This is a genomic window from Candidatus Pelagibacter communis, assembly GCF_001179985.1.
In the GTDB taxonomy this organism is placed as follows: domain Bacteria; phylum Pseudomonadota; class Alphaproteobacteria; order Pelagibacterales; family Pelagibacteraceae; genus Pelagibacter; species Pelagibacter ubique_J.
This window is the reverse complement of record NZ_CVSI01000058.1, coordinates 250,093-264,720: the sequence shown is the minus strand read 5'-3', so window position 1 is coordinate 264,720 and position 14,628 is coordinate 250,093. Positions and strand designations below refer to the sequence as shown.

Genomic DNA, 14,628 nt, shown 5'->3' with positions numbered 1-14,628 from the left:
TATAATTATTTTTTATATTTAATCTGTTTGTCTTCAAAAAGCTTTTTGAGTTCCCCGTTTTCAAACATCTCTTTAACAATATCACACCCGCCAACAAATTCCTTTTTAACATATAATTGCGGAACAGTAGGCCATTCACTAAATTTTTTTATACCCTCTCTTATACTTTGATCACTAAGCACATTAACACTTTTAAAACTTACTTCTAAAATTTTTAACATATTTGCAACTGCCATTGAAAAACCACACTCAGGTGCATCTGGTGTTCCCTTCATAAATAAACAGACTTCATTTGTGTTAATATTGTTTTCAATTAATTCTTTAGTTTGTTGGTCCATTTTTTTCCTTTGTTTTTAATGCAAGAGCATGCAATTCATTTCCCATTTTACCTTTTAAAGAATTATAAATCATTTTGTGTTGCTCAATTTTACTTTTACCATTAAATGCTGAAGAGGTAATTGTAGCTGAATAGTGGTTTCCATCACCAGCTAAATCTTGAATATCAATTATAGCATCTGGCAAAGCCTCTTTAATCATACTTTCAATTTCTTTTAAATTCATCGCCATTAGTTTACCATATACTTATTTAGCCAATTTTTATTGAATTCTGTTAATTTGTCTACTGATAAAGTTGGCTCATTATTTATAGATATATTATCCCCGATTACCTCACCTATTAAATCATAATGATTTGAATTTTTTTCAAGTATTTTTTTTACTTTTTCAAAGTTTTCTTTTTTTACTTCAACAATGTACCTTCCTTGATCTTCAGAAAAAAAGTATTCAAATTTATCTATTAATCCTTTAAATTTATAAAATTTAACTCCTTTTTTTCCCTTAATGCACATCTTTGCAATTCCTGTCATTATCCCTCCAAGAGAAACATCATGAGCTGACATTATGAACTTATCTTTAATTAATTTTAAAACAGTTTCACCATTATTTTTTTCATTAAAAAGATTTATTTCTGGAGGTGGTCCTTTTTTTTCATTTAAGATTTCTTTAGCAAAGATACTTTGATCTAAATGACCCTCAGTTTTACCAACAACAAGAATTATATTTCCAGTTTCTTTTAAATCCATTGTTATCATATCTTTATAATTTTTAATTAACCCCACTCCACCAATAGCAGGCGTTGGTTTAATACCTTTGTCTTTAGTCTCATTATAAAAAGAAACATTTCCAGAAACGACTGGAAAGTCTAGGTATTTACTTGCTTCATTTAAACCTTCTACACATTCTACAAACTCACCCATATTTTCAGATTTTTCCGGATTCCCAAAATTTAAACAATTTGTTATTGCAATTGGCTCAGCGCCTACAGATATTAAGTTTCTCCATGTTTCGCATACTATTTGTTTACCACCACTTAAAGGATGTGCATAACAATAAGAAGCTGAAGAGTCTACTGTTGCAGCAATAGCTTTTTCAGTTCCATGAACTCTTACAACACCAGCGTCACCACCAGGTTTTTGAATAGTGTCACCCATTACTGTATGATCATACTGTTCCCAAATCCATTCTTTTGAACAAACATTTGGACTTGAAATTATTTTCTTAAGAACTTCAGTAATTTTTAAATTTTTAAAATCTTTTTTTTTAAACTTTATTTTTTGAGGCAATTTACTTTTTTTCCATTTTCTGTCGTATTCAGGAGCTTCTTCAGAAAGTAAATCAATAGGAATATTTGCAACTTTATCTTTATTAAAATACAGCTCAATATTTTTTGAGTTTGTAGTTTTTCCAATTACAGAAAAATCTAAATTCCATTTGTCAAAAATTTCTTTTGCTTTATTTTCTTTACCATTTTCAAGTACTATCAACATTCTTTCTTGACTTTCTGATAACATAATTTCGTAGGGAGACATATTCTCCTCACGACATGGAACCTTATCTAAATGTAATTCAATACCAAGTTTTCCTTTTGAGGCCATCTCAACGCTTGAAGACGTTAACCCAGCTGCACCCATATCTTGGATTGCAATAATTGAGTCGTCTCTCATTAGCTCAAGACATGCCTCTAATAATAATTTTTCTGTAAATGGGTCACCTACTTGGACTGTAGGTTTTTTTTCCTCAATTTTGTCATCAAATTTTGCTGAAGCCATACTTGCACCATGAATTCCATCTCTTCCTGTTTTTGATCCAACATAAATAACTGGCTTGTTTAATCCAGCAGCCTTGGAGTAAAAAATTTTATCTTTTTTCACTAGACCTAGTGTCATTGCATTAACAAGAATATTGCCATTGTAAGACTCGTCAAAACTTGTTTGACCAGCAATAGTTGGTACACCTATACAATTACCATACCCACCAATTCCCTGTACCACTCCCCTCAAAAGACTTTTTGTTTTTTTGTTAGATGGGGAACCAAAATGTATAGAATTTAAATTAGCAATTGGACGTGCTCCCATTGTAAAAACATCTCTTAGAATTCCTCCAACACCAGTAGCTGCTCCCTGATAAGGTTCAATAAAGGAAGGGTGATTATGACTTTCAATTTTAAAAACTATTGCATCATCATCACCTATATCAATTACTCCGGCATTTTCTCCTGGACCTTGAATAACTTTTTTTCCTTTTGTATTAAGTTTTTTAAGATGCTTTTTTGATGATTTATATGAGCAATGTTCATTCCACATGGCAGAGAAAATTCCTAATTCTGTTATGTTTGGATTTCTTTTTAAAAGCTCACATATTCTTTTATACTCATCTTTTTTAAGACCATGATCTATTGCAATTTTTTCGTTCACCTTAATCATTTCATATTACTCAAAAGATTTTCAAAAAAATAAGATCCATCATTACTTGATAAACAGTTATCAATAACACGCTCTGGATGAGGCATCATACCCAAAATATTTTTCTTTTTATTAAATACACCAGCTATATTTTTCATTGACCCATTAGGATTGGACTTTTCAGACACCTCACCATTAATGTCACAATATTCAACAGCAATTTGATCATTATCTTGTATTAATTTTAAATCATCTTCGGAACAAAAATAATTACCATCATTATGAGCTATATGTAGTTCTAGGATATCTTTTTTAATTTTATTAAAATATTTATTTTGTGTTTTATTTGCTTTTACAAAAACATTTTTGCAAATAAATTTTAAATATTTATTTCTTAATAAAGCTCCATTAACAAGACCAGTTTCTATTAAAATTTGGAAACCATTGCAAATACCAATAACCAGACCACCTTTATTAGCAAATTCTATAACTGAATTTATTATGTTTGACTTTGCTGCAATACTTCCACATCGCAAATAATCTCCATATGAAAAACCACCTGGCAACACAACTAAATCTGATTTTGGTATTACATTATCATTGTGCCATACCATTTTATTTTTAAATCCAAATTTTTTAAGAGCCACATCCATATCTCTATCACAGTTGGATCCTGGAAATATAATAACAGATGACTTCATTTTATAAGATTTTGTAATCCTCAATCACAAGATTTGCTAAGAGTTTTTTACACATATCTTCAACATTTTTTTTTGCATCTTTCTCATCTTTTAAATCTGTTTCAATTTCAAAGTATTTTCCTTGTCTAACTTCACTTACATCTATGAAATTCATACTATTTAATGTTTGTTGTATAGCTTTACCTTGTGGATCTAGAACACCATTTTTTGGTGTAACAATAACTTTGATTTTCATTTATTTTTTTTTAATTTAATAGCTTTTGCTTTTTTGAAATTTACTTCTCTTATATTTGATTCTTCATATAAAATACCAAGTCTTGATGCGACTTCTTTGTAAGCTTGAATTAAATTTCCAAGATCTTTTCTGAATCTATCTTTATCTAATCTTTTTTCGCTCTTAGCATCCCACAATCTGCATGTATCAGGACTTATCTCGTCTGCAAGAATAATTTCGTTTCTACTTGAATTTCTTACCTTTCCAAATTCAACTTTAAAATCTACAAGTTTGATACCGACGCCTCTAAATAAACCGATTAAAAAATCATTAATTCTTAGAAGTTGCTTATTAATTTTTTCTATTTCATTCTTTTTTGCCCAATTAAACGCATAAATATGTTCTCTTGAAATCAAAGGATCTCCCAACTCATCATTTTTCAAGCAATATTCAATCAATGGGTCATTTAAGACTGTTCCTTCAACTATACCAAGTCTTTTAGTAAGAGAGCCTGTTGCTATATTTCTTACGATAAATTCAATTGGTAAAATATCCACAAACTTTATTAATTGTTCTCTCATATTTAATCTTTTCACTAAATGATTTTTAATACCGATTTGAGATAAATTCTTTAATATATGTTCAGATATTCTATTGTTTAATACACCTTTGCCATCTATCACAGATTTTTTCTGATTATTGAAAGCAGTGGCATCATCCTTAAAATATTGAATTACATAATTTTTGTCAGAAGTTGCATAAATTATTTTGGCTTTACCCTCGTAAAGTTTTTTACCTTTTTTCATTATTTAAATACTCTTCTAAAAATTAAATTTACATTTTTAAAATGTTTAGAATAACTGAAAATAGTTTTAAGTTTTTTAGATGGAATTTTACTCATTATATATTTGTCAGACTGTACAACATTAATCAGATCTAAATTTTCAGCAAAGCATTTTTTTGCATAATTTTGTACGATTCTGTATGACTTTTCTCTTGATAAACCAGTTTTCGTAAGCTCTAACATTAGTTCTTGAGAAAAGATTAGGCCCTTTGTGATATTCAAATTTTGGAGCATTTTTTTTGGATAGACGATCATGTTGTCCAGTACGTTTGAAAGTCTTACCAATGCAAAGTCTAAAGTTATATTTGCATCTGGCCCTATGTTTCTCTCAACACTTGAGTGTGAAATATCTCTTTCATGCCATAAGGCTATATTTTCTAGCGCTGGGACAACAGAGCTTCTAACCATTCTTGCCAAGCCTGTTAAATTTTCACTTAATATTGGATTTTTTTTATGTGGCATAGCAGATGAGCCTTTTTGTTTCTTTGAAAAAAATTCTTGTAATTCATAAACTTCAGTTCTTTGTAAATGTCTTATTTCGGTTGCAACTCTCTCAATAGATCCTGCTATTATACCAAGAACTGAAAAATAAAATGCATGTCTGTCCCGAGGAATTACTTGAGTTGAAACCGGTTCAATTTTTAAACCTAATTTTTTTGCAACATGTTTTTCAACGCTTGGATTAATATTTGCAAAAGTACCAACAGCACCAGATATTGCACATGTAGACACTTCATCAATTGCTAATTCTAATCTTTTTTTGTTTCTTTTAAATTCTGCATAATAAGATGCTAACTTTAAACCAAATGTAATTGGTTCTGCATGAATACCGTGGCTTCTACCCATACAAGGAGTATGTTTATATTTTTTCGCTTGTTTTTTTAAAACTTTTAAAATTTGATCTAAGTCTTTAAGAATTATTTTACCAGACTGAACTAATTGAATATTAAAACTAGTATCCAAAACATCAGATGAAGTCATACCTTGATGGAGATATCTTGCATTTATACCGGCTTTTTCAGTAACAGAAGTTAAAAAAGCAATTACATCGTGTTTAACTTGACTTTCAATTTGATGAATCCTTTTAACATTAATTCTTGCTTTTTTTCTTACAATTGATGATACACCCCTAGGTATTTGACCAAGCTTTTCCATTGCTTGCGCTGCAGCTATCTCTACATCAAGCCAAATTTTATACTTATTCTCTTCAGACCAAATACTTGTGAGTTCTTTTCTTGAGTATCTAGATATCATTAATTATAAGGAGGCCTCTTTAAGTTTTTAACAGATTCTGTAAAAATTTCATATCCATTATCAGTTATACCAACTGTATGTTCGAATTGCGCAGATAAGGTCTTATCTTTAGTTACGGCTGTCCATCCATCATTTAAAATTTTAACCTCATATTTGCCAGCATTAATCATTGGCTCTATTGTGAATGTCATCCCAGGTTGTAATTCAGGTCCTGTATTCTTTTTTCCATAATGTAATATATTTGGACTTTGGTGAAATACATCGCCTATACCATGTCCACAAAAATCTCTTACAACACTAAAACCTGCTTTTTCCACATGAGTTTGTATTTCATGACCAATGTCACCTAATTTTTTCCCAGGTTTTAAAATTTCAATTGATTTCATTAAAGACTCATAAGTTACATTAATTAAATTCATTGATTTGACTGAGGGTTTTCCTACTGTAAACATTCGACTTGTATCACCGTAATGATTGTGAAGTATTGCAGTCACATCGATATTTAATATATCTCCATCTTCCAAAACTCTCTCACCTGGTATTCCATGACAAACAACATGATTTAATGATGTGCATATAGATTTATTAAAACCACGATAATAAAGTGGGGCTGAGTGGCCACCATTATCTTTGATAAATTCATAACACAATTCATCTATTTTATTAGTGCTTAAACCAGGTTTAATGTAACCTGTAATCATGTCTAGGGTATTAGATGCAAGTGACCCAGCTTTTCTCATTTTTTCAAATTTTTCAGAATAATTATTCATCAATAATATTTATTTTTTTTTCAATTTTAATTTCTTTGCTACTTAATAAACATCTATAGGCTAAAAACTTTACGCCACTCTTTTTAGCTATTAAATAATTTTTGTAATAATTTAAATCTATATCTTTAGCTATTTTAAAGTTATTAATACCTTGTATTTGAGTTAAAAATAAGACAAATGGTTTATAGCCTTGTTTTAAAGCATCAATTAACTTTTTTAGATGCTTAGCGCCTCTTTCAGTAACAGCGTCAGGAAATTCAGCTACTTTTTGATCTCTTAAAAGAGTAACATTTTTTACTTCAATTATATTTTTATCACATAAAAAATCGAACCTAGTATCACTTGAAAATTTAAATTCAGGTTTAATATTTTTTATGGATTTAAATTCGTTTATCAATCCCTTGTTTAATCCATCAGCAACAATTTTATTTGCCCTGTGAGTATTTACTCCAACTAGTTTTTTATTAGCTTCTATAATTTCCAAAGTAAATTTCAACTTTCTTTTTGGATCATCACTTTTAGACAAAAATACCGTATTATTTTTATCTAAAAGACCTTTCATGGAACCTGTGTTAGGACAATGAGCCGTAACTATTGAATTATTTACTTTTATATCTGTAAAAAATCTTTTATATCGCTTGATTAATTTGCCTTTAATTAAAGTATTGGTAAATTTCATAATATTTAATTTATATTTGTATATGCCAAATAAGAAAGAAATAATTGCTGGAATTATAATTATTGGTAACGAAGTACTGTCTGGCAGAACTAAAGATATCAATACAAGTACGCTTGCCACATGGCTAAATTCTTTGGGAGTTAAAGTTAAAGAAGTAAAAATTATACCAGATGATGAACAAACAATTATAAATACTGTCAATCAATACCGTAAATCTTATGACTATGTATTTACTACTGGAGGAATTGGACCAACACATGATGACATTACAGCAGAGTCAATTTCAAAAGCTTTCAATATAGAGTATGGTTTTCATAAAGAGGCATATTCAATTTTAGAAAGTTATTATAAACCAGGCGAGTTTAATGAAGGTCGTAAAAAAATGGCAAAAATGCCTGTAACAGCAAATTTGATATATAACCCATCAAGTGGATCTCCAGGTTTTAATGTGGAAAATGTTTTTTGTTTACCAGGAGTACCATCGATAATGCAGTCGATGCTTGGTAGTTTAACAAATAAAATTGCAGGTGGCGAACCTATCTTAAGTGAAACAATAAATTTACGAACTGTTGAAAGTGAAATCGCAAAATCTTTAACTGATGTACAAAATAAAAATACTGATGTTGAGATTGGCAGCTATCCCTTTTTTAAGGCTGGCAAGCTTGGTGTTGCAATAGTGCTTAGATCAACAGATAAAAACAAAATTGAATTTTGTAAATCAGAAATAATAAAATTTGTTAAAGATAAAGAAATTCAAATAGTTTAAATCAAAATGTTATATTTTGCTTACGGAAGTAACCTAAATCATTTTCAAATGAAAAAAAGATGCAGGGACTCTAAATATATAAAGAAATTTGAAATCAAAGATTTTAGACTTACATTTAGAAGCAAATATGGTGTTGCAGATATAGAGAGAAAAAAAAATTATTCAATACAAGGCGGGCTTTACGAAATATCTAAATCAGATGAAAAAAAACTTGATATATATGAGGATTTTCCAATCTTATATAAAAAAATATATTTTGATAATGATAGTCAAAAAATTATGGCCTATACCATGGTTAAAAAGAGTTTATTCATTTACCCAAGCAAAAGGTATCTTGATGTAATCAAACAAGGATACAAAGACTGTAAATTAGATTTCAAATATTTAGAAAAAGCACTTAGAAATTTTTAAATGCGTTCAAAGTACGAAATTTTCAAAATTGGAATAAAAGATGTTGCACCCCATTTATTATCAGTTTTTCCTTTTGGAATAATATTTGGTGCAATTGGTATTGAACTGGGTTTTAGTCCCTTATTCACCTATGCGACTTCATTAATAATTTTTGGTGGTGCTTCGCAAATAGTTTTTCTTCAACTTCTATCTGGCGGTGCATCTTCATTAATTGCGATTGCTTCTGTTGGAGTAATAAATTCAAGACACTTTTTGTATGGTGCAGTATTATCTGAATACTTACAAAAATTATCTTTAATTAAAAAACTTTTTATTTCTTATTTTATAGTCGATCAAGGATTTGCTGTTTCAAATCAATATTTTAAAAAAAATCCAACTGGGGAATTTAATCATTATCATTTAATTGGTTCTGGAATAATACTTTGGTTTATTTGGCAAGTTTCAACAATAATGGGAATTTACTTAGGATCTATTGTACCTGAGGAACTTGGATTAAAATTTGCAATACCACTTACATTTATAGCCATAATAGTAAACGAATTAAGAAAGTTAGATCATGTTTTTGTTATGATTATTTCAGGATTAGCAGCAACTTTTTTTTATAACGCTCCTTTTAAAACCTACATAATAATTTCACCATTGATTGGACTTTTTACAGCAATGATAATTAATAAATTTAAAAAATGACTTGGACTTCAATTTTTATAGCTGGAATTTTAACTTATTTTACAAGAATGAGTATGGTTACTTTAATTAGAAAAGAAATGATTAGTGACAATTTAAGAAAGATTTTAAATTATGTACCATCTGTAGTTTTCCCATCAATAATATTTCCTGGGGTTTTATTAGATGATTTTGGTACTCTTGTTACAATAAGTGATCCAAAAATATTTGGAGCAATAACTGCTTTAGTAATTGGATTTTTTACAAGGAATGTTATTTTAACAATTGTATCGGGGCTATCTTCATATTGGATTGTTATTTTTGTTTTCTAATTAGATAGCCAAACTGTTTCAAAAGGATTTAAGATTAATCTTTTATTAATAATATTAATATTTTTACTTAATAGGTTTTTATATTTATTTTCATTATTAGCTAATAAAACACTTTGTGATTTTGAAGACATATTTGTAATACAAATAATAGTTTGTTTTTTATCTAAACTAATTCTTTTAAAGGCGAGTATTTTTTTACCAAAAGATATACACCGCATGGAGGCGTTTGGATGAAAGGCTTTCTGTTTTATTCTTATCTTTAATAAATTAGTGATATGATCGTAATAAATTTTTTGTTTGGATTTGTTATCTTTTAAAAATTTTTCTAATTTAGATTTATTCCATTTATATCTGTTAAGGTCTCTTTTATTATTTGATATGACATATTTATATTCGTCATTAGCTTTGCCAAATATTGAATTAAAGTAAACAGCCGGCACTCCTTCAATAGAAAACATTATTGCATGTGCAGATACATATCTTTCTAAAGAATATAATCCTTTTTTATCAAAATCTGTATTTTTGAAAGCGTTAAAGAGAGTTATATTGACTTCATAAACTTTTTTTTGTGTTTTATTTATTTTTCTATAAGAAAGTTGAGCTCCATTTTTCCTCAATCTTTTAAATAAGTTATTAAGGGTACCCTTGTTTAAATAACCTTCAGCAGGTCTCATTCCTATACCATCGTGTGAAGCAATAAAATTAAAATAATTATTTTTTAAATTTGTTGACGGTAATTTTTTTATCCATTGATTTAATTTCGAACTATCTTCAAAAAGAAAAGCATGAATTAGAAGGGGAGGTAATGTAAAATTATATATCCAGTTAGCTTCGTCATTCTTCTTTCCAAAATAACTTAAGTTTTCTTTTTCAGGTAAATTAGTTTCGGTAATTAAATAAGGGGAATTTTGCAAAGAGTTACATATAATCCTTAGTAATTTAATTATTTCATGTGTTTGCTTGAGATTTATACATTTAGTACCGCTTTCTTTCCATAAATAGGCAATCGCATCTAGTCTAAAAATTGAAACTCCATGACATGCTAAGTTAATCATAATTTTTATAAATCGCATTAATACTTTTGGATTTTTAAAATTTAGATCTATTTGGTCAGAGCTAAATGTTCTCCATATAAAATCACGTTTATTAAAAACATGAATTTTCTTAAGTAATTTATTTTCCCGTGGTCTTACAACTTTAGAAACATCAAATTTATTATTTACTTTTAAAAAGTAATCTTTTCCTGGCGATTTATCTTTTAAAAAATTTTTAAACCATAGACCTTTTGACGAGGCATGATTTATAACAATATCAGCCATAATATTATTTTTTTTTGAAAAATTATTTATATCTGCCCAAGAACCTAATTTACTATCAATTTTATAATGATCTTTAACAGCAAATCCACTGTCACTACTTGAGGGATAAAATGGTAAAAAATGTATTGTATTAAAATACTTTGATAAATTTTTATTATAAAAACTTTTAAATGATTTAATTGAATTTATTTTTCCATTATCATAAACACTATCACCATAACAAATCACAACCGTAGTATCTTCGGATATTTTCAATTTTTTAGTTTTAGCTTTTAATATTTTTTTATTAGAAATTTTGATCAATTCAAAAATTTCACCAGAAAATATTTTCAAGTCTTTATTTTTAAATTTTTTACTATAAATATTTTTAAGCTTAGAATTTATTTGACTTTTTACTGTGCTTGATAACATTAAATAAATTTTTTATTATCTTCACTAACAGCTTCATTTAATCTTACAAGAAAATCAGGTATTGCACTTTTCACTCTACTCCAAGTTGGAATAAATGGCGTGTCCATTGGATTTATATAAAAAGCTTCTCCTGCTTTCATAATATTTACTGCAAATAATTCAACAGCTTCCTCTTCTTTGTGAGAGTCAAATTTTAATCCATTCATTTCAGCATCACTTCTATAAATATCAATCAAGTCTAATGCTGATCTGTAATAGGTTGCTTTTAAAGACCTGAAAGTTTCTCTACTAAATGAGTTTCCTTGAGTGGCTAATTTTTTTATAAATGTTTTTATAATATCAATGGACATTTTTGATAGTCCTTTAGTTTCATCATCTATAGAGAGATCTTGATGTTTATGATCATAAGCGTCTGCTAAATCAACTTGACAAATATTATTTGGTGAAAAACTTCTTTGCATTTCTGATAAAATTCCAACTTCTATACCCCAATCTGATGAAATTCTTAATTCTGGCAATACATTACGTCTGAATGAAAATTCACCTGCTAAAGGATATTTAAATGATTTCATAAAATTTAAATATTCACTTTGGCCTATTGTCTTTTCTAATGCTGTTAACAAGGGCCCAACCAAAAGTCTTGCCACTCTTCCATTCATTTTATTATTTGCAATTCTTGGATAATAACCTTTACAAAATTCAAAGTTAAACAATGGGTTTACAACTGGATAAAATAATTTTGCCAACATTCTTCTATCATAAGTTTTAATATCACAATCGTGTAATGCAACAGATCTTGCTGTATCCCTGGCTATACACATTCCTATACAATACCAAACATTTCTACCTTTACCCATTTGGTTTGGTGCTAAATTTTTCTTCTTTAACTCGTTATCTAATTTTTTAAGCTTAGGTCCATCGTTCCATAAAATTGTGAAAGGAACATTTATTTTTTTAAAAAATTTCCAAGCTTTTTTTGCCTGGCTCTCTGAGGCTTTATCTAAACCTATAATTACGTGGTTTAAGTATTTTGTCTTACTTATTTGATCTATAATATTAGGCAGAGCAGAACCCTCTAGCTCTGAATATAAACATGGGAGAATTAACTCCATTTTTCTTTCTTTAGAAAAATTTAGTAAATCTTTTTCAATTTCAGTTGTGGATTTTGTTCCAAAATCATGAAGTGTTGAGACGATACCATTTTGAGAAAAATCACCCATAACTCATTCTAGTAACATTATTTTATTTTATCCAGAGCCAATTTGACTACCTCCTCCCATCCCTCTGGTGCAGGTTTTTTTGATACTAGACAATTATCTATATTTATTTTTTCCATTGTAAATTTGTCATTAAAAACTAAACAAGGTATATCGCTATTTTTAAGCATATCTAGATCATTGAAATTATCCCCAACTCCAATTGTGATTAGTTTTTCTTTGCTTATTTTCTTAAATATTTTAACAACATGTTTCATCGCTTGAGATTTACTTATTTTATCACAAAGATTAATCACTCTACCCCCCTCCTGTAATGAAAGGCCAGCATTATTTACAGATTTAATAAGATCTACTTTTTCTGCTTTTGAACCATCATATAATAAAGGTATAGAGTATTCTCTATTCATTGCTAATTTAACTTTTTCTTTTGATTGCCCGAAAATTTTTAATTGTTTATCACTTGTTAAATTTTTAATAAATTTGCATTTGGATTTATATTTTTTTGAAATTTTATTATCAAAAATATCTAAAATTTCACTAATCTCTCTGCTTAAACTAATTTTTTCAGGAAAACTGGAATTGATTAAGTTAAGATTATAAATACCAGCACCATTTTCAACTATAAAAGGCAAATCCTCATCTAACTCTTTATTAAAGCTTTCTATTTCTTTTTTTGTTTTACTTGAATTAGGAATTATAGAAATGTTTTTAGAAATTAAATCTTTAATATATTTTGAAATTTTATCGAACTTAAAAGTGTCCCTATCTAATAAACTTCCATCCAAATCAGTAAATATTAAAACTTTATGGTTTGCATCCATTAAATATCAACAACAAGCGTATCTTTAGAACCGCCACCTCTCGAACTATTTACTATAGTACTACCTTTTCTAAGAGCAACACGCGTTAAGCCACCCATTGTTACATAGGTTTCTTTTCCAGATAATATAAAAGGTCTTAAATCTTGGTGTCGTGGTTCAAACAAATCACCTTGAAGAGTAGGAGTTGTTGACAATACTTCTAATGGTTGCGCAATATAATTTCTCGGGTTGTCTTTAATCCTCTTCTGAAATATTTCTCTTTCTTTTATTTTAGCTTTAGGCCCAATCATAATACCATACCCGCCAGATCCATCTGCTGGTTTAACAACCATCTTTCCAATATTTTCTATTACATGATCTCTTTGTAGTTTTTCAAAACATCTAAATGTTTCAACTTGTTTAAGTTTTGGCTCTTCTCCTAAATAATATTTTATTATTTCTGGAACATAAGAATAAATTAATTTATCATCTGCAAAACCGGTTCCAGGGGCATTTAATATCGCAACATTTCCTTTTCTATAAGCTTTAAATAAACCTGGGACACCTATTAAGGATCCTTTAAAAAATGATTTTGGATCTAAATAAGTATCATTGAGCCTTCTATAAATACAATCCACTCGAATACCACCACCTATAGTTTTCATGAAAACTTTATCATTTTCAACATAAAGATCTTTTCCTTCAACAAGAGCTACTCCCATTTGTTGAGCTAAAAAGGAATGTTCAAAGTATGCAGAATTATAAATTCCAGGTGTTAAAACAACCATGTGAGGATTTTTTGTTTGGTAAGGTATGGCATCATGCATACAATGATAAAGTCTATTACAATAGTGACCAATTGGAGAAACTCTATATCTTGTAAATATTTGAGGAAATACTTGGCTCATCACCATTCTATTTTCAAGCATGTAAGATACACCTGATGGGACTTGTAAATTGTCTTCAAGTACTAAAAAATCACCATTAATATTTCTTATTAAATCAATACCAGATATATGAGACCAAATTTTCCTTTTAGGACTAAAGCCCTCACATTGTTTTAAATAATTTTTTGATTTAAATACTATGTCTTCTGGAATGATTTTGTCCTTAAATATCTTTTTTTTATTATAAACATCATCAATGAATAAATTTAATGCCTTTGATCTTTGAATTAATCCTTTTTTAACTTTATTCCATTTTGTTTTTAAAACAATTCTAGGGATAATATCTAATGGCCACTTTTTTTCTTCTGCAGCCTTTTTATCAGCAGAATAAACTTTAAAATTTATTCCTCTCGAGTCTATAGTGCTCATACAGTTTCTATCTATTTCTTGAAGTTTTTTCTTACCGTGTCTATCTAAAATACTTGAAATAATTTTGGCTTCTTTTCTTAACTTTCTTTCAGGTGTTAGGTATTCATCATAAGATGATTTAGCATCATAGTTTTTCCAAAGACTAGTCATTTAGTATATTATTATAAATATTTTTCTAATTTTAAGTGCA

General features: G+C 28.5%; 17 protein-coding genes. 4 read left to right on the top strand and 13 right to left on the bottom strand.

The window, feature by feature from the left end:
* Positions 1-5: 5 nt before the first annotated feature.
* From grxD to sfsA, 9 genes are read right to left on the bottom strand one after another with little or no spacing between them, the layout of a single operon-like run.
* Positions 6-338, bottom strand: a complete 333-nt coding sequence (gene grxD, locus AMN80_RS03755) for a Grx4 family monothiol glutaredoxin (RefSeq protein ID WP_075520641.1) — start codon at positions 336-338, stop codon at positions 6-8.
* Positions 322-567 carry a BolA/IbaG family iron-sulfur metabolism protein gene (locus tag AMN80_RS03750; protein ID WP_075520640.1) on the bottom strand — a complete coding sequence of 82 codons (246 nt, stop codon included), beginning with the start codon at positions 565-567 and terminating at the stop codon, positions 322-324. The genes grxD and AMN80_RS03750 overlap by 17 nt, the downstream gene beginning before the upstream one ends.
* A complete protein-coding gene (gene purL, locus AMN80_RS03745) occupies positions 567-2,762 on the bottom strand; it encodes a phosphoribosylformylglycinamidine synthase subunit PurL (protein ID WP_428844243.1) in 2,196 nt (731 codons plus the stop codon). The genes AMN80_RS03750 and purL overlap by 1 nt, the downstream gene beginning before the upstream one ends.
* Positions 2,759-3,442 (bottom strand): phosphoribosylformylglycinamidine synthase I, encoded by a 684-nt coding sequence (gene purQ, locus AMN80_RS03740; RefSeq protein ID WP_075520639.1) that lies wholly within the window; start codon positions 3,440-3,442, stop codon positions 2,759-2,761. Before purQ ends, purL begins: the two co-directional genes overlap by 4 nt.
* A gap of 1 nt (position 3,443) precedes the next feature.
* On the bottom strand, positions 3,444-3,677 hold the full coding sequence (gene purS, locus AMN80_RS03735; protein WP_075520638.1) for a phosphoribosylformylglycinamidine synthase subunit PurS: 234 nt from the start codon (positions 3,675-3,677) through the stop codon (positions 3,444-3,446).
* Complete coding sequence (gene purC, locus AMN80_RS03730; protein WP_075520637.1) at positions 3,674-4,462, bottom strand: phosphoribosylaminoimidazolesuccinocarboxamide synthase; 789 nt, start codon at positions 4,460-4,462, stop codon at positions 3,674-3,676. The genes purS and purC overlap by 4 nt, the downstream gene beginning before the upstream one ends.
* Positions 4,462-5,754, bottom strand: coding sequence for an adenylosuccinate lyase (purB, locus tag AMN80_RS03725; protein WP_075520636.1), 1,293 nt, complete (start codon positions 5,752-5,754; stop codon positions 4,462-4,464). The genes purC and purB overlap by 1 nt, the downstream gene beginning before the upstream one ends.
* On the bottom strand, positions 5,754-6,524 hold the full coding sequence (gene map / locus AMN80_RS03720) for a type I methionyl aminopeptidase (protein WP_075520635.1): 771 nt from the start codon (positions 6,522-6,524) through the stop codon (positions 5,754-5,756). Before map ends, purB begins: the two co-directional genes overlap by 1 nt.
* Positions 6,517-7,203 carry a DNA/RNA nuclease SfsA gene (sfsA, locus tag AMN80_RS03715; RefSeq protein ID WP_075520634.1) on the bottom strand — a complete coding sequence of 229 codons (687 nt, stop codon included), beginning with the start codon at positions 7,201-7,203 and terminating at the stop codon, positions 6,517-6,519. The genes map and sfsA overlap by 8 nt, the downstream gene beginning before the upstream one ends.
* Positions 7,204-7,225: 22 nt before the next feature.
* Between sfsA and AMN80_RS03710 the strand changes: the two genes are divergently transcribed.
* Genes AMN80_RS03710 through AMN80_RS03695 form a run of 4 tightly spaced genes read left to right on the top strand, consistent with a single transcriptional unit; the run spans position 7,226 to position 9,375 of the window.
* Positions 7,226-7,969, top strand: coding sequence for a competence/damage-inducible protein A (locus tag AMN80_RS03710; RefSeq protein WP_075520633.1), 744 nt, complete (start codon positions 7,226-7,228; stop codon positions 7,967-7,969).
* Positions 7,970-7,975: 6 nt separating this feature from the next.
* Positions 7,976-8,380 (top strand): gamma-glutamylcyclotransferase family protein, encoded by a 405-nt coding sequence (locus tag AMN80_RS03705; RefSeq protein WP_075520632.1) that lies wholly within the window; start codon positions 7,976-7,978, stop codon positions 8,378-8,380.
* On the top strand, positions 8,381-9,067 hold the full coding sequence (locus AMN80_RS03700; protein ID WP_075520631.1) for an AzlC family ABC transporter permease: 687 nt from the start codon (positions 8,381-8,383) through the stop codon (positions 9,065-9,067).
* A complete protein-coding gene (locus AMN80_RS03695) occupies positions 9,064-9,375 on the top strand; it encodes an AzlD domain-containing protein (protein ID WP_075520630.1) in 312 nt (103 codons plus the stop codon). Before AMN80_RS03700 ends, AMN80_RS03695 begins: the two co-directional genes overlap by 4 nt.
* Here the strand turns inward: AMN80_RS03695 and AMN80_RS03690 are convergent.
* Genes AMN80_RS03690 through AMN80_RS03675 form a run of 4 tightly spaced genes read right to left on the bottom strand, consistent with a single transcriptional unit; the run spans position 9,372 to position 14,588 of the window.
* Positions 9,372-11,105: an alpha-amylase family glycosyl hydrolase gene (locus tag AMN80_RS03690; RefSeq protein ID WP_075520629.1), complete on the bottom strand. Its 1,734-nt coding sequence runs from the start codon at positions 11,103-11,105 to the stop codon at positions 9,372-9,374. The genes AMN80_RS03695 and AMN80_RS03690 overlap by 4 nt on opposite strands.
* Complete coding sequence (locus AMN80_RS03685; RefSeq protein WP_075520628.1) at positions 11,105-12,325, bottom strand: glycosyltransferase family protein; 1,221 nt, start codon at positions 12,323-12,325, stop codon at positions 11,105-11,107. Before AMN80_RS03685 ends, AMN80_RS03690 begins: the two co-directional genes overlap by 1 nt.
* A 17-nt stretch (positions 12,326-12,342) precedes the next feature.
* Complete coding sequence (locus AMN80_RS03680) at positions 12,343-13,143, bottom strand: HAD-IIB family hydrolase (protein ID WP_075520627.1); 801 nt, start codon at positions 13,141-13,143, stop codon at positions 12,343-12,345.
* Positions 13,143-14,588 (bottom strand): circularly permuted type 2 ATP-grasp protein, encoded by a 1,446-nt coding sequence (locus AMN80_RS03675; protein ID WP_075520626.1) that lies wholly within the window; start codon positions 14,586-14,588, stop codon positions 13,143-13,145. Before AMN80_RS03675 ends, AMN80_RS03680 begins: the two co-directional genes overlap by 1 nt.
* Between the last annotated feature and the right edge of the window lie 40 nt (positions 14,589-14,628).